Source organism: Endozoicomonas sp. ALB091, assembly GCF_049310265.1.
Taxonomy (GTDB): Bacteria; Pseudomonadota; Gammaproteobacteria; order Pseudomonadales; family Endozoicomonadaceae; genus Endozoicomonas.
Window position 1 is genome coordinate 823796 of the sequence record NZ_JBLYNQ010000008.1, and the last position, 20757, is coordinate 844552.

The 20757-nt window shown below is 50.6% G+C and carries 19 protein-coding genes and 1 other RNA gene; 8 read left to right on the forward strand and 12 right to left on the reverse strand.

Annotated elements, in window-relative coordinates:
* Positions 1 to 351 precede the first annotated feature (351 nt).
* From ACO6UX_RS19840 to ACO6UX_RS19850, 3 genes are all read left to right on the forward strand, one after another.
* The gene (locus ACO6UX_RS19840) at positions 352 to 1839 is read left to right on the forward strand and encodes a peptide MFS transporter (RefSeq protein WP_422450080.1); all 1488 of its coding nucleotides are present in this window, start codon (positions 352 to 354) and stop codon (positions 1837 to 1839) included.
* Positions 1840 to 2205: 366 nt separating this feature from the next.
* Positions 2206 to 2574: an RING finger domain-containing protein gene (locus ACO6UX_RS19845; RefSeq protein WP_422450081.1), complete on the forward strand. Its 369-nt coding sequence runs from the start codon at positions 2206 to 2208 to the stop codon at positions 2572 to 2574.
* A gap of 6 nt (positions 2575 to 2580) precedes the next feature.
* Entirely contained in the window at positions 2581 to 4710 is a 2130-nt protein-coding gene (locus ACO6UX_RS19850; RefSeq protein ID WP_422450553.1) for an ankyrin repeat domain-containing protein, read from the forward strand.
* A 75-nt stretch (positions 4711 to 4785) separates the two neighbouring features.
* Here ACO6UX_RS19850 and dnaJ read toward each other — a convergent pair whose 3' ends face one another.
* The 3 genes from dnaJ to grpE form a co-directional block, all read right to left on the reverse strand.
* Positions 4786 to 5928: a molecular chaperone DnaJ gene (dnaJ, locus tag ACO6UX_RS19855; protein WP_422450082.1), complete on the reverse strand. Its 1143-nt coding sequence runs from the start codon at positions 5926 to 5928 to the stop codon at positions 4786 to 4788.
* A 165-nt stretch (positions 5929 to 6093) separates the two neighbouring features.
* Positions 6094 to 8025 (reverse strand): molecular chaperone DnaK, encoded by a 1932-nt coding sequence (gene dnaK / locus ACO6UX_RS19860; RefSeq protein WP_422450083.1) that lies wholly within the window; start codon positions 8023 to 8025, stop codon positions 6094 to 6096.
* Between the two features lie 205 nt (positions 8026 to 8230).
* Complete coding sequence (gene grpE, locus ACO6UX_RS19865) at positions 8231 to 8845, reverse strand: nucleotide exchange factor GrpE (RefSeq protein ID WP_422450084.1); 615 nt, start codon at positions 8843 to 8845, stop codon at positions 8231 to 8233.
* Between the two features lie 233 nt (positions 8846 to 9078).
* Between grpE and recN the strand changes: the two genes are divergently transcribed.
* Positions 9079 to 10788: a DNA repair protein RecN gene (gene recN / locus ACO6UX_RS19870; RefSeq protein WP_422450085.1), complete on the forward strand. Its 1710-nt coding sequence runs from the start codon at positions 9079 to 9081 to the stop codon at positions 10786 to 10788.
* Between the two features lie 63 nt (positions 10789 to 10851).
* On the opposite strand, the gene ACO6UX_RS19875 is transcribed toward recN, so the two are convergent.
* The 3 genes from ACO6UX_RS19875 to fur all read right to left on the reverse strand — a co-directional run bounded on the left by ACO6UX_RS19875 (position 10852) and on the right by fur (position 12246).
* Positions 10852 to 11166 (reverse strand): DUF2158 domain-containing protein, encoded by a 315-nt coding sequence (locus tag ACO6UX_RS19875; RefSeq protein ID WP_422450086.1) that lies wholly within the window; start codon positions 11164 to 11166, stop codon positions 10852 to 10854.
* Positions 11167 to 11253: 87 nt separating this feature from the next.
* Positions 11254 to 11550, reverse strand: coding sequence for a DUF2158 domain-containing protein (locus ACO6UX_RS19880; protein WP_422450087.1), 297 nt, complete (start codon positions 11548 to 11550; stop codon positions 11254 to 11256).
* Positions 11551 to 11835: 285 nt separating this feature from the next.
* On the reverse strand, positions 11836 to 12246 hold the full coding sequence (gene fur, locus ACO6UX_RS19885) for a ferric iron uptake transcriptional regulator (RefSeq protein WP_101745083.1): 411 nt from the start codon (positions 12244 to 12246) through the stop codon (positions 11836 to 11838).
* A gap of 120 nt (positions 12247 to 12366) precedes the next feature.
* Between fur and ACO6UX_RS19890 the strand changes: the two genes are divergently transcribed.
* Complete coding sequence (locus tag ACO6UX_RS19890) at positions 12367 to 12741, forward strand: outer membrane protein assembly factor BamE (protein ID WP_101745082.1); 375 nt, start codon at positions 12367 to 12369, stop codon at positions 12739 to 12741.
* 41 nt (positions 12742 to 12782) lie between these two features.
* On the opposite strand, the gene ACO6UX_RS19895 is transcribed toward ACO6UX_RS19890, so the two are convergent.
* The 3 genes from ACO6UX_RS19895 to ACO6UX_RS19905 form a co-directional block, all read right to left on the reverse strand.
* A complete protein-coding gene (locus tag ACO6UX_RS19895) occupies positions 12783 to 13109 on the reverse strand; it encodes an RnfH family protein (RefSeq protein ID WP_422450088.1) in 327 nt (108 codons plus the stop codon).
* Positions 13102 to 13533, reverse strand: a complete 432-nt coding sequence (locus tag ACO6UX_RS19900; RefSeq protein WP_269675517.1) for a type II toxin-antitoxin system RatA family toxin — start codon at positions 13531 to 13533, stop codon at positions 13102 to 13104. Before ACO6UX_RS19900 ends, ACO6UX_RS19895 begins: the two co-directional genes overlap by 8 nt.
* A gap of 86 nt (positions 13534 to 13619) precedes the next feature.
* Positions 13620 to 14978: a sodium-dependent transporter gene (locus ACO6UX_RS19905; protein WP_422450089.1), complete on the reverse strand. Its 1359-nt coding sequence runs from the start codon at positions 14976 to 14978 to the stop codon at positions 13620 to 13622.
* Positions 14979 to 15489: 511 nt separating this feature from the next.
* Between ACO6UX_RS19905 and smpB the strand changes: the two genes are divergently transcribed.
* Positions 15490 to 15969, forward strand: coding sequence for an SsrA-binding protein SmpB (gene smpB / locus ACO6UX_RS19910; RefSeq protein ID WP_101745079.1), 480 nt, complete (start codon positions 15490 to 15492; stop codon positions 15967 to 15969).
* A 285-nt stretch (positions 15970 to 16254) separates the two neighbouring features.
* Positions 16255 to 16620, forward strand: a transfer-messenger RNA (tmRNA) gene (gene ssrA / locus ACO6UX_RS19915).
* Between the two features lie 59 nt (positions 16621 to 16679).
* On the opposite strand, the gene ACO6UX_RS19920 is transcribed toward ssrA, so the two are convergent.
* A complete protein-coding gene (locus ACO6UX_RS19920; protein WP_422450090.1) occupies positions 16680 to 16976 on the reverse strand; it encodes a type II toxin-antitoxin system RelE/ParE family toxin in 297 nt (98 codons plus the stop codon).
* Entirely contained in the window at positions 16976 to 17260 is a 285-nt protein-coding gene (locus tag ACO6UX_RS19925; RefSeq protein WP_422450091.1) for a type II toxin-antitoxin system RelB/DinJ family antitoxin, read from the reverse strand. The genes ACO6UX_RS19920 and ACO6UX_RS19925 overlap by 1 nt, the downstream gene beginning before the upstream one ends.
* 426 nt (positions 17261 to 17686) lie before the next feature.
* Here ACO6UX_RS19925 and ACO6UX_RS19930 point away from each other — a divergent pair, with 426 nt between their 5' ends.
* Complete coding sequence (locus tag ACO6UX_RS19930) at positions 17687 to 18292, forward strand: hypothetical protein (protein WP_422450092.1); 606 nt, start codon at positions 17687 to 17689, stop codon at positions 18290 to 18292.
* 225 nt (positions 18293 to 18517) lie between these two features.
* On the opposite strand, the gene hutI is transcribed toward ACO6UX_RS19930, so the two are convergent.
* Complete coding sequence (gene hutI, locus ACO6UX_RS19935) at positions 18518 to 20737, reverse strand: imidazolonepropionase (RefSeq protein WP_422450093.1); 2220 nt, start codon at positions 20735 to 20737, stop codon at positions 18518 to 18520.
* Between the last annotated feature and the right edge of the window lie 20 nt (positions 20738 to 20757).

Below are 20757 nucleotides of genomic sequence, written 5' to 3' on the forward strand. Positions count from 1 at the left end.
TCTATCCATTTAAGTGACTACTGTTCTGTGTTTGAACCACCAACCCATGGACCCTTTGTGCAATGCTTGCCAGCCATAGACCAGCTTTAGTCCTGCGTCCCTTCAATTGCTGGTATTTACCTTTATTTTGTGAAATCGATTTCGTTTTTTGGTTTATAAGTGTGGTTTTTCACACTTTTAGTGGGTTTTTCTTGTACTTCTTATGCTTTTGATTGTTAGAAACTCTAATACTACGAAAGGGCATAGAAAATTATTTTGTGTGTTGGTAATTCAGTGCAACGTTGTTGGAGTAATTGAGAATGGGAAGGTCGCTCCCCTCGTCTGAATGCACACATTATAAAGAGAGTTTCTATGTGGAATAAACTGAACAAGTCGATGATGTTCTGCCAAATGATGTTTGGCTTATCTTTTTATGGCGTAATGGTCATTTTGACCCGTTTCTTCCTGGAAGAGCTGCAATACAGTGAAGCAGACACCATGATGATCGTTGGTGCCTTCTCTTCCATCGGCCCTCTGTTCGCCATTGCCGGTGGCTTCATTGCTGACAAATTTCTGGGAGCCAAACGCTCACTGACGCTGGCTTACATGGCATTCGCAGCAGGTTACGCGCTGCTGGCATTTGGTGCTTCCATCACCAATGCTCCAATGGCTCTGCTGGGGATTGCTCTGGCCAGTTATGCCCGGGGCCTGATGTCTCCTTCTTACCCAAGCCTTTATAAGCGTACGTTCAAATCTCAGGAAGACTTTGAAAACTGCTACCCGATTAACTACTCGGTTAACAATATAGGTGCCCTGCTGGGTCAATATCTGTACCCAATGCTGGTGCTGGTTATTGGCTTTAAAGGTGGTTTTGCGCTCTCTTCTATCATGGCGGCTCTGGCGGTTACCATGCTGGTTATTTTCCACAAGCCACTGGTCGAGATTGGTGAAGATATCGACAAGCAGCCATTGAGCTCTATGAACATTGCTATCTTCCTGGCGCTGTCTGTTATCATGCTCGGTATGGTGTTCTTCATGTTCTCCGACATGGATACCGGCAAGTACGTTGTCTACGCCATTGGTGGTACCGCACTGTTGTATTTCATCTCCCTGATGTTCAAAGCCAGTCGGTCGGATGCTCTGAAAATGGGTACCATCCTGATCATGGCATTTCTGGCGACTGCATTCTTTGTGTACTACGGCCAGATGATGACTTCCATGACCATGGTGACTATCAATACCATGCGTGGTGAACTGCTTGGCTTTATCCCTCTGGCTCCAGAGGCATCCATGGCGATGAACCCTCTGTGGTGTATTGTTGCAGGTCCGGCCATTGCCGCGAGTTTCACGGCTCTTGAGAAGCGTGGTATTAACCTGTCTACTGCCAGCAAAGTATCCATCTCTTTCGTACTGGTGACTATTGCGTTTGGTATTCTGACCATGGCAGTTAAAGGCATTGATACCGATGTTATTATCAGCCCGGATGTATTCCTGGTGATCCACGGTTTCCTGGCCTTTGGTGAAGTGATTGTAGGTTCTCTGGTGGTTGCCTTTATTCTTTCGGTAACACCCAAGAAGATTGAGGGTTTCTCCGTGTCCCTGTTCTACATTGCCATGGCTCTGTCTGGCATCATCGGTGCGGTGATCTCCGGCAGTATTGCCATGGAAAAAGGACAGGAAATCACCCAGCAGTTTGTTCAGGGTGTTTACGGTGACTACTTTGCCATGCTGACAGCAGCCGCGGTGGCGATGGTGATTATTGCCCAGGTGTTTTCTTTTGTTATTCGCAAGATGCTGGACAGTGCAAATCGGCCTGAAGAAGATCTGACTTCTGCGTCCCAGACACCGCTCAGGCAATAACTGGTTATCCACTGAACTCATCATGGAGCAGCACAAACTTCCATTTTTGATGCCATCGAACCGCATTTCGAGACGTATCAGCTTGTTTGTGCTCATCTCATGATCTCACACCTGACGCAGTCAAGCTGCGTCTTTTCTGTAACGCTCACCACAGCGGTTCTGTCTTTAACTTCCCAAGGCAGTGGGTCGCTATAGTTCTTAAGGAATCTTCCTGACCATCAAACCCTGCCACTTGTACTGTTGAAGATAAAACCTGAGCCAACTATCAGCGGCAAGAAACACCTTTTATTCTTCCTTTCTTATGAGTGGAATAAGCAATAGTGTGGAATTTATAGAACTTTTTGCGTCAAGGAAGGTCTAAATGGAATGAGTATCTTATCAGGCATACGTTATAACCTTATTCAACGCATTTCTCCTGTACCCATACACGCCGACGTTGTGAAGCAGTGTTCTGTTTGCCTGGACGATATAACCGGCTCCCGGAGAGTTTCTGTCAATATTTGCAATCATTATTATCATACATCGTGTATTAAGAAATGGCTGAAGACAAGTAAAAATCCAACTTGCCCATTGTGTCGTCGTGATATTTGTATTATCACCGATACGGGGTTACCTCTCCACTATGCAGCTGCTCACGGCCAGCAGAAAGCCATTGGTGCTCTGATTGACAGAGGTGCGAACGTCAACTCTCGAACCAAAGACGGGAGGACGCCCCTCCACTGTGCAGCCGCTTAAGGCCAGCTGGAAGCCATTGGGGCTCTGATTGCCAGAGGTGCTGACGTCAACTCTCGAACCAAAGACGGAAGGACGCCCCTCCACTGTGCAGCCGAGACAGGCCGGCAGGAAGCCATTGATACCCTTATTGCCGCAGGTGCGGACGTCAACGCTCGAACCAAAGACGGGAGGACGCCCCTCCACTGTGCAGCCGAGACAGGTCGGCAGGAAGCCATTGATACCCTGATTGCCGCAGGTGCGGACGTCAACTCTCGAACCACAGACGGGAGGACGCCCCTCCACTGTGCAGCCGAGAACGGCCAGCGGAAAGCCATTGATGCCCTTATTGCCAGAGGTGCGAACGTCAACGCTCGAACCGAGGAAGGAGATACGGCCCTAAAAAGGGCCAGCGACAATAAAAAGTTAAGTCTCTCAATGATCAAGAGTTTTGCTAATGCTGGATTTGATGTTAATGCACCGTGTAATTATTTAGGTTCAACAATGCTTGTGTGTGCCGCTGAGGCTTGTGATTGGGGGTTCGTCGACGAATTGATGGCCAAAGGTGCTGATATTAACGCCCCCAGGAATATAAAGACTAAATATACGCCCCTCCACTTTGCAGCCGAGAAAGGCCAGCCGGATGCCATTGATGCTCTGATTACCAGAGGTGCGAACGTCAACGCTCGAACCGAGAAAGGAGATACGGCCCTAAAAAAGGCCAGTGAAAATAAAAAGTTAAGTATCTCAATGATCAAAAGTTTTGCTAATGCTGGATTTGATGTTAATGCACCATGTAATCATTTTGGTTCAACAATGCTTGCGTGTGCCGCTGAGGCTTGTGATTGGGAGTTCGTCGACAAATTGAAGGCCAAAGGTGCTGATATTAATGCCCCCAGAAATATAAAGACTAAATATACGCCCCTCCACTTTGCAGCCGAGCAAGGCCAGCAGGAAGCCATTAATGCTCTGATTACCAGAGGTGCGGACGTCAACGCTCAAACCACTGACGGGAGGACGCCCCTCCACTTTGCAGCCGCTCAAGGCCAGCAGCAAGCAATTGATGCTCTGATTGCCAACGGTGCCAACGTCAACGCTCGAACCGAGAAAGGAGATACGGCCCTAAAAAGGGCCAGCGACAATGAAAAGATAGATATCCCAATGATCAAGAGTTTTGCTAATGCTGGATTTGATGTTAATGCACCGTGTAATTATTTAGGTTCAACAATGCTTGTGTGTGCCGCTGAGGCTTGTGATTGGGGGTTCGTCGACGAATTGATGGCCAAAGGTGCTGATATTAACGCCCCCAGGAATATAAAGACTAAATATACGCCCCTCCACTTTGCAGCCGAGAAAGGCCAGCCGGATGCCATTTATGAACTGATTGCCAGAAAAGCGGACGTCGATGCTCGAACCAAAAATGGGTTTACGCCCCTCCACTATGCAGCCGCTCAAGGCCAGCCAGAAGCCATTGATGCCCTTATTGCCGCAGGTGCGGACGTCAACGCTCGAACCAAAAACGGGTTTACGCCCCTCCACTATGCAGCCGCTCGAGGCCAGCAGGAAGCCATTGATGCTCTGATTGCCGCAGGTGCGGACGTCAGCGCTCGAACCAAAGACGGGGTTACACCCCTAAAAAGGGCCAGCGACAATAAAAAGATAAATGTCCCAATGATCAAGAGTTTTGTTAATGCTGGATTTGATGTTAATGCACCATGTAATAATTTAGGTTCAACAGTGCTTGCGTGTGCCGCTGCGGCCTGTGATTGGAAGCTCGTCGACGAATTGGTGGCCAAAGGTACGGATATTAATGCCGGGAATATAAATAAATATACGCCCCTCCACTATGCAGCCGAGAAAGGCCAGCAGAAAGCCATTTATGCTCTGATTGCCAAAGGTGCGTACGTCGACGCTCGAACCAAAAACGGGGCTACGCCCCTCCACTATGCAGCCGGGAAAGGCCAGCTGGATGCCATTGTTGCTCTGATTGACAAAGGTGCAGACGTCAGAGCTCGAACCAAAGACGGGTTTACGCCCCTCAAATATGCAACCCAGCAAGGTCAGCAGGCAGCCGTTGATGTCCTGATTGCCTGCGCTGCAAAGCTCAAGAAGAGAACCACCGGTGCTCATGTCCGAAAAAAAACAGTAAGACAATGCTAAAAATCACCGCAAAAACAGCAGTAACGCAACCATTTAATGGAAGCCCCTGATAACAGAGGCCTTTTGAGGGGGGGATCAGGAAGTCATATCGTCAAAGAACTTCTTGACGCCATCAAAGAAGGATTGCTTTTTAGGCGACTGGTGACCGGCACCTTCTTTTTTGAAGGTGTCATCCAGCTCCTTGAGCAACTCTTTCTGACGCTCCGTCAGTTTCACTGGAGTCTCAACCACAACCCGGCACATCAGATCTCCGGCACTGCCACCACGGACCGGGACAACACCCTTGCCACGCAGACGGAACAGTTTACCCGTCTGGGTTTCCGCTGGAATCTTCAGCTTCACCCGGCCTTCCAGGGTGGGGACTTCCAGTTCACCGCCCAGTGCGGCATCGACAAATGTGATGGGTACTTCACAGTAGAGGTGTTTGCCGTCACGCTGGAAGATCGGATGATCAGCAACACTGACCTGAACGTACAGGTCTCCGGCTGGTCCACCATTGACACCCGCTTCGCCTTCACCGGCCAGACGGATACGGTCGCCGGTATCAACACCGGGAGGAATCTTGACGGAGAGGGTCTTGTATTCCTGAACGCGGCCTTCACCGTGACAGACGTTACAGGGGTCCTTAATCATCTTGCCTGTGCCGCGACAGTCAGGGCAGGTTTGCTGCACAGAGAAAAAGCCCTGCTGCATACGCACCTGACCAATACCGCCACAGGTGGTACAGCTGACAGGCTGAGTGCCTTTTTTCGCACCGGAGCCATCACACCCGTTACAGCTCACCAGTGTCGGAATACGGATTTTCTTGCTAACGCCGCGAACGGCTTCTTCAAGGCTGAGTTCCAGTTGATAGCGGAGATCGGCACCACGCTGGACGGAACTGCGGCTGCGACCACCGCCAGCACCGAAAATGTCACCAAAGACATCGCCGAAAATATCGCCGAAATTACCACCGGCAAAACCGCCAGCACCGCCCATGCCACCCATGTTCGGGTCAACACCGGCGTGGCCGTACTGATCGTAGGCCGCTTTTTTCTCGCTGTCGGAAAGAATTTCAAAGGCTTCGTTGATTTCCTTGAAGCTCTCTTCCGCTGCTTTATCACCCGGGTTACGGTCGGGGTGATATTTCATGGCCATACGACGATAGGCCTTTTTTATGTCCTTGTCTGAAGCGCTCCTTTCTACACCCAGCACTTCGTAGTAGTCGCGTTTTGACATCAGAAAAACCCTGAGCTACCTGCATTCACCAGTCGAGCATGAAAACACAGAGCTAACTGGATTCATGGTCAAGTCTGACAAAGCCATCATTTTGATATATACGACAACGCGGGAATGAATCCCGCGTTGTGACCTTATCATCAGTCATTGATGATCGAGTTGGTCTTACTTCTTGTCATCTTTTACTTCTTCAAACTCAGCGTCAACGGCGTCGTCAGCTGCATCCGCCTTTTGGTCGGCACCGGCATCAGCCTGGGCTTCGCCCTGCTGCTGAGCTTCAGCGTACATCTTCTGGGCCAGACCGGCAGAGGCTTCAGACAGTGCCTTGGTCTTGGCTTCGATCTCTTCCTTATCGTCACCTTTGACCGCGGCTTCAACGTCTTCGATCGCCTTGGTGATGGCCGCCTTCTCTTCTTCAGTGGCCTTGTCACCGGCTTCTTCCAGCGTCTTGCGGGTAGCGTGAGCCAGACTGTCAGCCTGGTTACGGGCCGCCGCCAGCTCTTCGAACTTCTTGTCGTCTGCTGCGTTGGCTTCAGCATCCTTGACCATTTGATCGATCTCTTCGTCCGACAGACCGGAAGATGCCTTGATCACAATAGACTGTTCTTTGCCAGTTGCCTTGTCTTTTGCAGAAACATTCAGAATACCGTTGGCATCCAGGTCGAAGCTGACTTCGATCTGTGGCATGCCGCGAGGTGCTGGCGGAATGTCTGCCAGGTCGAAACGGCCCAGGGACTTGTTGTGAGTCGCCTGCTTGCGCTCACCTTGCAGCACGTGAATGGTGACTGCGCCCTGGTTGTCGTCGGCCGTAGAGAACACCTGGGACTTTTTGGTCGGGATGGTGGTGTTCTTTTCGATCAGCGGAGTCATTACGCCGCCCATGGTTTCGATACCCAGGGTCAGCGGAGTAACGTCCAGCAGCAGAACGTCTTTAACGTCACCGGCCAGAACCGCAGCCTGGATGGAAGCACCCATGGCCACCGCTTCGTCAGGGTTAACGTCCTTGCGAGGCTCTTTACCAAAGAACTCGGCCACTTTCTGCTGAACCAGTGGCATACGGGTCTGACCACCCACCAGGATAACTTCGTCGATGTCAGACAGGTCCAGGTCAGAGTCCTTGACCGCGATGCGGCATGGCTCCAGGGAACGGGCAACCAGGTCTTCTACCAGGGATTCCAGCTTGGCACGGCTGACTTTAACGTTCAGGTGCTTGGGACCGGTGGCGTCGGCAGTGATGTAAGGCAGGTTGACGTCTGTCTGCTGAGTAGAAGACAGTTCAATCTTGGCTTTTTCAGCGGCTTCTTTCAGACGCTGCATGGCCAGTGGGTCGCCTTTCAGGTCGATGCCCTGGTCTTTTTTGAATTCGTCGGCAAGGTATTCGATCAGGCGCAGGTCGAAGTCTTCACCACCCAGGAAGGTGTCACCGTTGGTGGCCAGTACTTCAAACTGGTGCTCGCCATCTACGTCAGCGATCTCGATGATGGATACGTCGAAAGTACCGCCACCCAGGTCATAAACGGCGATGGTCTGGTCGCCTTTTTTCTTGTCCATGCCGTAAGCCAGCGCCGCAGCGGTTGGCTCGTTGATGATCCGCTTGACCTCCAGACCCGCGATACGGCCTGCGTCTTTGGTAGCCTGACGCTGGGAATCGTTGAAGTAGGCAGGAACGGTAATAACCGCTTCAGTTACTGACTCGCCCAGATAGTCTTCAGCGGTTTTCTTCATCTTCTTCAGGATTTCGGCAGAGATCTGAGGCGGTGCTTTCTTGTCACTTTTAACCTCAACCCATGCATCGCCGTTGTCCGCTTCGATGATTTTGTACGGAACCATCTTGATGTCTTTTTGAACGACGTCGTCTTTAAAGCGACGGCCGATCAGACGCTTGATGGCGAACAGGGTGTTGTCGGGGTTGGTAACCGCCTGGCGCTTGGCTGGCTGGCCTACCAGAATCTCACCGTCGTCGGTGTAGGCGATGATGGAAGGGGTGGTACGTGCGCCTTCAGCGTTTTCGATGACTTTGGATTTATCGCCGTCCAGGATCGCCACACAGGAGTTGGTGGTACCCAGGTCAATACCAATGATTCTGCCTTTACTCATTTTGAGTCTCTCCATTGCCCATAATCAGGGCGGAAAACTTTGAAATCTTTGTTCGCTGCCCAATGCTTTCAACCGATGTTGAGTCTGGTGAAACAGCGTTTAGGTGGTGATTACCACGATCTTGGTTTGCTATATGGGAGCGGTCTTTGCTTTTTCAAGGGGCTCTTGCAAGATTCTCGATCAGCCTCCCGGAGCCCCTCTTTGGTTAAGCCGCTTTGGAAACCACCACCATGGCCGGACGGATAACACGACCGTGCAGTGTGTAGCCTTTTTGGAAGACATTCATCACGGTGTTGGGTTCCATATCCGGGTTGGGCACCATGGAAATGGCCTGATGGAAGTTCGGGTCGAACGGCTGGCCTTCAGGGTTAACCTGCTCAACACTGAATTTTGCCAGGGCATCCAGCAGCTGCTTGTGGGTCAGGCGCATGCCTTCGAGCATGGTCTCGTGCTGACCTTCACCCTGTTCTGCGCTTTCAATACCTTTTTCCAGGCTCTCAACCACAGGGATCAGTTCGTTGACGAACTTCTCCAGGGCAAATTTGTGGGCTTTTTCAACGTCCTGCTCTGCGCGGCGCTTGGTGTTCATGGCTTCGGCATGAGCGCGCAGCGCCTGGTCTTTAGCCTGGGCTAGCTGCTCTTCGAGTTCTTCGATTCGTCTGGCGCTATCGTCGTTGGCCTGCTCTTCGGCTTGATCTTCTGAATCAGCCGCCTCTTCCAGAATCGGGTCAACGGCTGCCTCAGCGTCAGCAGAAATTTCAGTTTCGTTGGCTTCAGGTTGCTCGGCCTGATCTTCTGCTTTGGTGTTTTCTACAGTCATTCCAACGTTTCTCCGGATGTCAATCCAGCCTGAAATGCTGGCTGGAACGTGTCTTCGTGTTATGGGCCGTATTGCTTCCGTAGGGCCCCGGCAAAAGTAAATATTAAGTGATAGCCTAATATGGGGTTCATGGCAGCTTATTCAAGGGGAAATTTGCTTTACCAATTCGGGTTTTAAGTTTACTGTATAAATAAACAGTAACCCGATATGCAATTGGGATCGTGAGAGCTGCCATGCTGAACCAAATTTCCATCAGCAACTATGCCATCGTTGACCACCTTAACCTGGACATCAATCCCGGGATGACCGCCATCACCGGGGAAACCGGTGCCGGTAAATCCATTATGCTGGATGCCCTCGGGCTGGCCCTGGGAGGCCGGGCGGGCAGCGACTGTGTGCGTGATGGCGCTGATCGGGCCGATATCCGCGCCTGCTTTGACCTTCAGCGCATACCTGCCGCAATAGAGTGGTTGCAGGAGCGAGATTATGACGGTGAGCATGCTGGCGGTTCCGAATCCTCGGCGAACGAATGTATTTTGCGCCGGGTGGTTACCCGTGAAGGTCGCTCCCGGGGCTATATCAATGGTATCCCGGTCACACTTGCCGAGTTGAAGGGGCTGGGGGAGCTGTTAATCGATATTCACAGCCAGCATGCCCACCAATCATTGTTGAAAAAGAGCAATCACGCTGAGCTGCTGGATGAGTTTTCCGGCTCGCTGGCGCTGTCCCGGGAAGTAGCGGATATGGCCGCAGATTACCGCCAGACCTCTGCGCAATTGCATGCTTTATTGTCCGATCAGCAGGACCGGGAAGAGCGGGTTCAATTGCTGAGTTATCAGTTGCATGAGTTGGAGCAGTTAAACCTTCAGCCCGGGGAGGTTGAGCAGTTGGAGCAGGAGCATCGCCAGCAATCCCAGGCCGGTGCAACCTTATCGGCCTGCCATCAGATCACCCGGGTTTGTACCAGTGATGATGGTGATAATTTGCTGCAGCAGCTCTCTTTTTGCCTGCACCGCCTCAGTGAACTGCAGCTTGAGCATGCCGCCATCAATAACTCTCTGGAGATGCTGTCATCCGCGCAGATTCAGGTGGAGGAAGCGGTTGGCGAGCTGAATCATTTTATTGATCACTTTGATGCCGATCCGCAAAGGGCCCGGGAAATCGAAGACCGGCTCAGTGCTATTTTTGATCTGGCCCGCAAACACCGTATCCAGCCGGAAGCGTTGCTGGAAAAACAACAGCAGATCAGCGAAGAGCTGGAAAAAGTTCAGTGTCATGATGAACAGGTCGCCGACCTTGAACTGTCCCTGGAACAGCAGCAGAAAAAACACAATCAGTTAGCCGAAAAACTGTCTGCCAGACGTAGGGCCGCTGCGCGCAAACTGGAACAACAGGTGTCTGAACGCATTGCCTTGCTGGGTATGCCCAAAGGTAAGTTCTGTGTCGAGCTGACAGACATTCCTGATCGCACGGTTGCCTCTCAGGGCTTTGAATTCATCGAGTTTCTGGTGACCACCAACCCGGGGCAACCTCCGCGCGCCCTGGCCAAAGTGGCTTCCGGTGGAGAGCTTTCCCGTATCAGTCTGGCCATTCAGGTGATTATTGCACAAACCACATCAACGCCAACGCTGGTGTTTGATGAGGTGGATGTCGGTATTGGCGGCGGCACAGCAGAAATTGTGGGCAGTATGTTGAGAGAAGTGGGTAAAAAAGGGCAGGTGCTGTGTGTTACCCATCAGCCCCAGGTGGCATCCCAGGCCCATCAGCATCTGCACGTTAGTAAAAAAGTCAGTCGTAAGGCGTCCAGCACCCGTATTCTCGAGCTGGATGGTGAACATCGCGTACACGAAATTGCCCGAATGCTGGGAGGTGTTGAGCTGACCGCACCAACATTGAGTCATGCCCAGGAGATGCTGTTTCAGGCTCAGGTGCAAGCCGTATAAATGCTTCCGGTAAAGTTGCTTTAAATGAATTAAAGCAACCTCACAGGTTTGGATGTGGCGGAGTTAATGAAAATTTTTACCTGGTTTGCCACCTTTTTTGTCTGCTTCATTATCTGATTCTGATTCTGGTTCTGTCTCTGCATCAGCCTTTGTCTTTGCTTCAGGGTCGAGCTGAACCTCAATATCAATTTCAAAATCACCTTCCACGGGCTCAAGGGCTACGATTGGAAAGGTTGAGTGTCTGAGTTTTTCATATTCGAACCACTCGCAGCAGTAACTATAAGTACCATCCTCCATCGGGTATTCATAGGTAACGCAAAGTACTGGGCCACCGGCTCTCAGGCGGACGAGTTGACCGATTTTTGCTCTTATTTCCATATCTTTGAATCCTTATGCAAGTTTGATAGTTTTTTTAATAGACATTGTTTAATCATATTAGTTCCATCGTTTATTCTTGAATGAGTATTAGTGATAGTTTTTACCCTTATCGCCCTCTTCTGCTTCCGCTTCTGTATCTACTTCTGCTTCTGCTTCTATTTCCACTTCGGTGCCGGGCTGACCCTTAATACTGGCTTCAAACTCACCTTCCACCGGTTCAAGGGCTACGATTGGAAAGGTGTAATCTCTCAGTCTGTCATCTTCAAACCACTGGCAGGTATAGCTATAAGATCCATCAGCCATAGGGTATTCGCACGTAACACACAGTACGGGACCACCGGCTCGTAAGCGGACAAGTTGACCGATTCTGGCTCTTATTTCCATTTGCTTGATTCCTTTTGATTGAAAGTCTTTTTATAGACATTTTTTTATTATGTTAGTTCCATCGTTTTGCTCTTGACGGAGTTTTTGATTGGATAGTTACGTTTAACTATCTGGTTTGGCACAAAAATCAAGGGATCAATTACGAAACGAATGTTGATCTATCCGTTCTGATTAATTTCACTAACCTATTGAAGAAAAAATGAATTCCCCCTCGGCAGAAGCAGAGGGGGCAAGTGATCTCACAGGTTAGAGGTTAACTCTTGTTTTTTTCTTTTTTAATGCTGCTTATTTTTTCTTCTTTGGACGTACATAGATCACCAGATTGTGATCCACAATTTCAAAGCCGTGCTTTTCAGCAATAGCGTACTGACGTTTCTCGATTTCTTCGTCAATAAACTCGATAACGTCTCCGCTCTCCATGCAAACCATATGATCATGGTGCCCCCCGCGGGCGAGCTCAAACACGGAATGACCGCCATCAAAGTTATGGCGAACCACTAAACCGGCACTCTCAAACTGGGTCAGTACCCGGTAGACGGTGGCCAAACCCACATCCTCTTCAGCTTCAAGCAGAGCCTTGTAGACATCTTCCGCCGACATATGCTTCTCTTCGGCACCTTCAAGGATCTGCAGAATCTTCACACGAGGCAGGGTGACTTTTAGTCCTGCTTTGCGTAACTCTTGATTTTCCAACACGTTTCCCTAACCCTTTGCAAGATAATCCTGCTATTATCACATTTTCGTGCAGCTTTTTCATTTTGCTCTGCGAGCAGGCTGCTAGTCATTTTTGAGCAAGATAGTGGAAGTCTGAAACCGATGCCAAAAACCACGATCGCCCTGGCCGCCGCACTTTTCTCAGCCACCCTTCTGACAGGGTGCGCCAGCTCCACGGACAGTGGTTCGAAGCTTATCAGTTTCCCCGGTGCCTATAAAATTGATATTCAGCAGGGAAATGTCATTACCCGGGAGATGGTTGACCAGCTCCGTCCGGGCATGACCCGAGCCCAGGTCCAGTATGTCATGGGTACGCCATTGATCGAGGATACGTTTAACAGCAATCGCTGGGATTACATCTACAGCTTGCAGCCCGGTGGTAAGAGCCGTGAGCAGAAGACGGTTACGCTGTTTTTCGTAAACGATCAACTCCATTCCATTCAAGGTGACCTGGTACCTGGTAGTAATCAGCAGTAATCACTGCTGATACCACTCCTGAAGAACATCATCCTCAGTTATTACTGTACAGAATTCTTCTGTTTCGCCTGTTCAGCCCTGCGTTTGCGAACCTCTTTCGGGTCGGCAATCAAGGGGCGGTAAATCTCAACCCGTTCGCCTTCTTTAAGTAGCTGTTCTGCGGGCTTTAACACGGCCTTGCCAAAGATGCCCAGTTTCGCCTCGGCCAGATTAATCTCCGGAAAGTAATCAACGATGCCCGATTTCCTGGCTGCTTCCAGAACTGTAGTTCCCTCTTTGACCTGCAGCGCGATAATCTTCTGCTCATGGGCTCTTGCATAGGCCACTTCTACGTGGATAGTGGGTTCATCCATTAACATCTTAGCCATAAATCTGCTTCGCTCTTTTGCCAAAGGCATCGACCATGGCATTCATCATGTGGCCAATCAGACCACCCAGTGTTGCCTGAGTCAGTTTATTGCTCATCTCAAACTCCAGCTCAAGGGAAACCTTGCAGCCATCCTCAGCCAGGGGCTGAAATGTCCAGATACCGGATAAGTGTTTAAATGGCCCTTCCAGCAGTTGCATCTCAATAGACCTCCCGGGAATCATTTGGTTCCTTGTGGAAAAGCTATGATGCAATCCGGCCTTGCCAACTTCCAGGGTGGCTTCCAACTGTGCGCCTTCCTGACGGTCAATACGACCACCGGCACACCCCGGCAGAAATTCTGCATACGACTCAATATCGCTGACCAGATCATACATCTGTTCAGCGGAATACATGACCAGTGCGGAACGGGAAATCCTTGGCATACAAAGCGCCTTTCATAAAAAAAGGCCGGATAGAATAACCTATTCCGGCCCTTGGATTAATAGACAGTGTCAGGGGCTGTTGAGATCTAGAACAGCGCGGTAATCAACACCGTCAATACACACAGCGGCACGATCACACGGATCATGGCACGCCACAGGTTGAATACTCCCACGCTCAGGCCCAGCTCATGCACCAAGGTTGAACGCTTCATTATCCAGCCAGCGAAGATGGAGACCAGCAGACCACCCACAGGCAGCAGGATATTGCTGGTGAAGTAATCCAGCAGGTCGAAGAAGTTCTTCCCGAACAGCGTGAAGGTCAGGTCACCACTCATGGAGAACACGGTGCCCAGGCCAACAAACCAGATGGCAGCACAGAGAATCACCGTCGCGACGGTACGGCTCAGTGGTGTGCGCTCGATCAGCCAGGCCAGTGCCGGTTCAACCAGGGAGATAGCCGAACTCAGCGCAGCAATACCCACCAGAACAAAGAACAGGAAGCCAAACAGCTCACCCATCGGCATGTGCACAAAGGCGGCCGTCAGGGAGACAAACAGCAGGCCGGGTCCGGCAGAGGGCTCGAGACCATAGGCAAATACGATCGGGAAGACAATCAGGCCGGAGATAATTGCCATCAGGGTATCCAGAGCGGCAACGTTAATGGCGGTTCTTGGAATGGAGTTATTGGCGGGCATATAAGCGCCGTAAGCCATCAGGCAGCACATGCCCAGACTCAGGGTAAAGAACGCCTGACCCAGTGCAGCAACAAACGCTTCACCGGTAACTTTGGAGAAATCCACGGAGAACATAAAGTCAAAACCGCGCATAAACTGTCCGGTTTCCAGCATGCTGTAGCCCAGCATGATCAGCAGCAAGGCGAACAGGGCGGGCATCATCACCTGCAGGCCTTTCTCAAGACCTTTATGGATACCTCGGGCAGTAATCACCAGGGTGATCACCATAAAGACGGTGTGCCAGAAGATCTGACGTGGTGCCGATGACACCAGCCCACCAAAAGCATCACCCACCTGATCGGTGTTCATGCCGCTGAAGGCCCCGGTCACAATGTCCCAGGCATAAGAAAGGGACCAGCCAGCGATGACACTGTAGAAAGAGAGAATCAGGAAGCCCGCCAGCATACCCATCCAGCCGATAATGCCCCACAGTTTGCTGGCCCCCAGGTCACTGGTCAGCTTGCGAATGGCATTCAGGGGGCTCAGGCGGGTATGACGGCCAATGGCCGTTTCTGCCATCAATAGAGGTACACCCATAACGGCGATGCACAGCAGATAAAGCATAACGAAGGCACCACCGCCATATTGCCCGGCGATGTATGGAAATTTCCAGATATTACCCAGGCCGATGGCAGAGCCGGCGGCGGCCAGCAGGAAGGTCCAGCGGTTGGCCCAGGTTTTTTTCGATGTCGTTGGATTTTGTCCGGACATGGGTTCCCCAATGAGTCGAATTATTTTACTCAGAGGCTGTTTGAAAGGCAGGTGAGGTCTAACAACACAGAATAATTCTTATGGATAAGATACAGCTGCGACCATCTTTATCCATAAGGCCGGTTGTCAAAAACCAGAACAGCAACGCTGCATTTCAGACGGCTTCTTGCTTCTTGAACAATTGCCACGCGAGATTTTCACGGGAACAACACAATCCCGGTAAACCTCCAAGCCGAACAATCAGCTATAAAGACTACCTCAGATGAAACAGCATGCTGATGGAAGAGCGGAGAAGATCACACAGGTTGGTCGCTATTGTACCGGTCAGGCACTTCATCTCAACCGTTTTTTCCGTCTAATTGGTTAAAATAGAGTTTTTTGAATATTAAGGTTATTAAATGCAGAAATATTCACTATGCTAAACCTTCGTTGATCCGGTGCTATTGTCGAAACCCGTCCGGATCCCGCAGAATTAGTGACTTTACATTTAGCTGCTCCTATAATCCGCGCCATGGCAAAAAGTTCAAAGAAAGGCAAACAGGGCGACTCATCCATCGTCGTCAACAAGAAAGCCCGTCACGATTTTCATATCGACGAGACTTTCGAAGCAGGCATTTCCCTCGCCGGTTGGGAAGTGAAAAGCCTCCGGCAGGGCAAAGTCCAGCTGGTGGACAGTTACGTCCTGCTCAAAGATGGCGAAGCCTGGTTGATTGGTGCCCAGATCACACCGCTGATCACCGCGTCCACCCATGTTGTGGCAGACCCTCTGCGTGACCGTAAACTGCTGCTGCACCGCAGAGAACTGGCTAACCTGTTCTCGGTAACCCAGCAAAAAGGCCACGCCTGCATCGCCACCAAACTCTACTGGAAAGGCCATCTGATCAAATGCCAGATTGCCCTTGCCCGGGGTAAAAAAGAGTTTGATAAGCGTGCAGCCACTAAAGAGCGTGAGTGGAATATTGAAAAGCAGCGGGTTATGCACCGCGGCTGATAACCCCTGGCACACGGTTTCACTGTGTGCCGCTTACTCCTTTTTCTTAATGCAATTCACCTGGCTATTGAATTCGGGACTTGTTTCTGAGCAGTGCCTGTACAGTGAATAAAAACAGCTGGCGATGGGTTTCCCGGCTCAGTACTTCATACAGAAGGTGCTTATAGTCTTTCTCAGGAAAATTTAACGACAATGGTATTTTTTGCAGTGTAAAAATACTTATGTACTAAACACAGTTGCATTTGCTATCCACTTTTGGCATAAATACGACAGAGTTTTGTTACTGGGGGCGATCAGGATTCGACGACGGTTACGAAACCCAAGGTGCATGTCGAGGGCGTAGCGGCTCTCGTAAATCAAAACGCTACAAACGTATAGTTGCTAACGATAATAGCTTCAACGGAGCAATGGCTGCCTAATAACAGCTTTCTCCCGATCACTCTGTCTTGTCTGTTGGGTGGAAATTGATCGTTACCGAAAATAGAATCGCCACATCGGTCTTCCTGGAACCGGTGGGTTAAATCCACAGGATCGCGCAGTGTCACCCTGACCGTTGGGTCGTTCTGCGTTAACTTAATAACGGAAACTAAGCATGTAGAGCCGAAGGCGTAGAGCTGGCGGACGCGGGTTCAAGTCCCGCCGCCTCCACCAACCACCAAAACTGACTCAGGCCGACACAGGCAGAGTCAGGCAGATTAAAGGGCGTAAATTCAAAAGTTTACGCCCTTTTTCTTTTTTGGGAATTTTTGTTTCTGATGAAGAACTCGCATTACACGAATATCTTTCCCATCCACCCAGTATGAAACAATCATGGATACTTCCGGAATGATCAGCAATCTGCCACGGATGCCTTCACGCTGAACCCCCATAAGCGGTTGTTCTAATAAGTTTTCAACTTTCGTTTCAATGATCAGATCAGTCTTTTCTGCGGCTTCAGGATTAAAATCATAAAGAAACTCAAAGATCTTTTCCCGATCATTCAGAGACTCTTCTTCCCATAAAACCATCACTGACTGCCTCTGTTGCGAATTTTTGCTTTGCGCTTAGCCATCTCGTCTTTGGCTTTATCGTGTTCAACAAAATCCGCTGCTCCAGAGTCCAGTTTCTCAAATGCCTGGTTGACTTGTTGGGTTAGCCATTGATCGTGGGAGGATAACTTGCGCTGTTGTTCGGCCAGTTGCTCCGTAAACTCCCGGCATGCATCACTGATAGTGCGCCCCTGACTTTCAGCCATTTTTTGAGCCAGGCGTTTTGTTTCCTCATCGACTCGAAATTGTATTCTTGTTTCCATCGTGGTTTCCTTATTGCTGTGAGTACAAATGTTAGCACGATATAGAGAGGCTCACAAAAAACGAGTTAGGTGATTTGGCTATATCAGCATGGAACACGGTAAATCCAATTAGCCGTTCAAACGCCCCTCGTTTGGGAATTCAAAAATTATATGCAGAAAAAATAAGGCTTATTTAATCGATGTATTCCTGACAGGGGTTGAAAGGCAGGCGAACTCTCTGCAAAACTCGCTGGTCTTCGACTTATGACTATAATGCTGGACAGACGAAAAGCCTGTGACCAGACGTCGGCATAAATGCAACAATGCTATGAATGCTATGCAAAGAAAACCAACCACGGGCAGTGGTTGAGGCACCGGTAACCGGCCATCAATTTGTTCTGCCTTTGGGATCAAACATCCATAACTAAATCATGGTACTGACTACTAATGAATAACAGTAACTCCCCCGCCAAACCAACCATGGATTATGCCCAATTGCTGGAAGCCCTGAATCAGGCCAGCACCTTTGATCTGTTCCGGCTGAATGCCATGATTGATCGTGAGCTAGAGTCGTCAGAGCGTATTGGCCGGATCAAGGCGGCGCTGACCGTTGGACAAAAGCTGAGCTACTTTGATCGAAACAGCAACTCGCTGCGTGACTGCGAGGTGTTGCAGCTTAGGCAAAAGCGGGCACTGGTACTGGATTTTTCTGATGGCAAACGCTGGACGGTGCCCTACTACATGCTCAATCTTGAAGGTGCCGATGCCCGCGTTAATCATGAAGCTCAACAAGGCCTGAGTCGCCATGCCATTGCTGTGGGAGATCTGCTGGGTTTTAAAGATAAGCATGGGGAAGAACATTTTGGTCATGTCCTTCGTCTGAATACTAAATCAGTCTCCCTGCAGGTGGCTGAAAGACAATGGCGGGTCGCTTATTCTCTGCTCTACCGTGTTCTGGATGGGCAGGGTGACCAGGAAGGGGAGCTGTTGATTGACGGTGAGAGGGCAGATCAAAGCGGTGATGCTGTCCAGGGTTCATTGCTTGAGCTCTGATAAAATGACAATCAATCTGCCTGTAAAACGCTAAGACTGAGAACAGTATTTACCGAAGAAACCAGATGATTGAACGACACGCTGGAATACTTCGCTGAGAACCTTGATCCGCTGACCGAGCAATTGCAAAAAGGAGCGGTATTTTACATACCTCGAACCATTTTTTTAATTTTCCTCAATCCCCTGATGAGCGTATATATGGTTTGCTGATGCATTCTGAATAATCTACCGGGTTTGTCCAGCCAGCTGATGAATTAACCGTGCTGCCAGTCGGGCCGTGTGTGCATCGATATCATGTTTCGGGCAGGTTTCAGCGATATCAAAGAGTTTCAGCTTGCCGCAATGTTTGATGATATCCAGCAAAGGTTCGACAACCTCCGGTGGAATGCCTCTGGCAGCGGGTGCGCTGACGCCGGGGGCCAGGGCGGCAGGGAAGGCGTCAATGTCGATGGTCAGATAAATATGATCCACCCGGTCGATAAACTGTTGGAGATCTTGCTGTAACGATGGCAGGTTCAGCAGTGTCATTTCTTTATCGAGTCGATAGGCGACACCCAGCTGATCAGCTCGATTAAAAAGCGCCTGAGTGTTACTGCTTGCACTGATGCCAAAACAAAGGTAGTTAAACGGGATACGGTGCTCTCGGGCGTATTCAGAAGCCTGCCAGAATGGCGTTCCTGAGCTGGGACCCGCTTCGGGTAAACGGAGGTCAAAGTGGGCATCAAAATTGATAATGCCGACATTGATCGGGTCTTTACCCTGCCTCTGTTTTTCCAGATGCATCATCAGTCCCTGGTAAGAAGCCCAGCCAATTTCATGGCCTCCTCCCAAACCAATCACTAATTGATCATTGTCTAATAGTTGGCACATCTGCCCGGCATAGTCCTGTTGTGCCTGTTCAAGGTTGGTGCCATGGCAGTGAAGGTTGCCTGCATCCCAAACCGGGGCAGTGCGATTCCAGGGAAGGTTGGTCAGTGCCTGTCGAATATGGTCGGGCCCTTTGGCGGCCCCGGGTCGGCCCTGATTTCTCCGGACGCCTTCATCAGACTCAAACCCCAGTAAAGCAGCTCCTGGTTCGCCCCCCGGTGCATAAGGGCGAACTTTCTGGTGCCAGCGCTGTGCAGCCTGTGGATCGGTTTCCTGATCGATGCGGCCAGACCAGGAGAATGGTGGGTTTCTGGAGATGGTTGATTGCACAATTTGGCCACTTTTTATGATCAGGGAAGGGGAGATGCCCGTGAGCCCGGCCACCAGAGAGGCTGGATGGCTGACAGGCCAGAGTAACAGGTCGGCATCCAGTCCTGCTCTGATTCGGCCAGTTTTTTCTTGCAGACCCAGTGCCTGTGCCGCATGGCGGGTACAACCGGCCAGTGCCTCGGAAGGCGTCATACGAAACAGGGTACAGGCCATATTCATCATCAGTCGTATAGATGCGAAAGGGGAGGTACCAGGGTTCAGATCGCTAGCAATGGCAATGGGAACGCCAGCTTTTCTTAATGCTTCAATAGGTGGCAACTTGGTTTCCCGAAGAAAGTAGAAGGCTCCCGGCAACAGAGTGGCTACCGTGTTGCTGTTTTTTAACGCTTCAATACCGGACTGGCTGAGGTATTCCAGATGGTCCACGGATAGCGCCTGATATTTTACCGCCAGTTGGGTGCCGCCGCTGTCAGAGAGTTGCTCGCCATGGAGTTTGATGTTCATCCCATGGGCTTTGGCTGCTTTAAATACCCGTTCAGTCTGTTCCGGTGAAAAAGCAATGTTTTCACAGAACACATCCACGGCATCGGCCAACTGTTCTCTGGCCACCGCAGGCATCATTTCAGTGCAAACGTGTTCAATGTAATCGTCAGCCCGGTTTTTGTATTCCGGCGGCAAAGCGTGGGCACCCAGAAAAGTTCGAACGACAGTGACAGGGTACTCACTGGCCAACAGACTTGCGGCCCGGAGCATTTTGGTTTCGGTTTCCGTATCCAGGCCGTAGCCGGATTTGATTTCCAGTGTGGTCACCCCTTCAGCCAGTAATGCCTCAAGTCGTGGGCGGGAGTCGTCAACCAGTTCTTCAACCGTGGCTGCCCGGGTGGCTTTGACGGTGGAGAGAATGCCACCTCCCTGTTTGGCGATGGTTTCATAGCTGACGCCTTCAAGCCGCTGTTCAAACTCTCTGGAGCGGTCGCCGGCATAGACCAGGTGGGTGTGGCAGTCGATCAGGCCGGGTGTTAGCCAGTGTCCTTGTCCATCGATGGTCTCTTTCGCATTGCTACCTGGCGGTAATTCTGACTCTGCTCCTGCCCAGGCAATCTTGCCGTCCTGCACGAGCACGGCACCCTGGCTGACGCTGTGATAGGGGCAGGTGGCAGTGCGGGCCGGGTCCATGGTGGCAAGGTGAATATTCCGAATGAATAGGTCACAGGCGGTCAGTGATGGATCAGCGTTACTGTTGTTCATGGTGTTAGGCCGTTATTGGT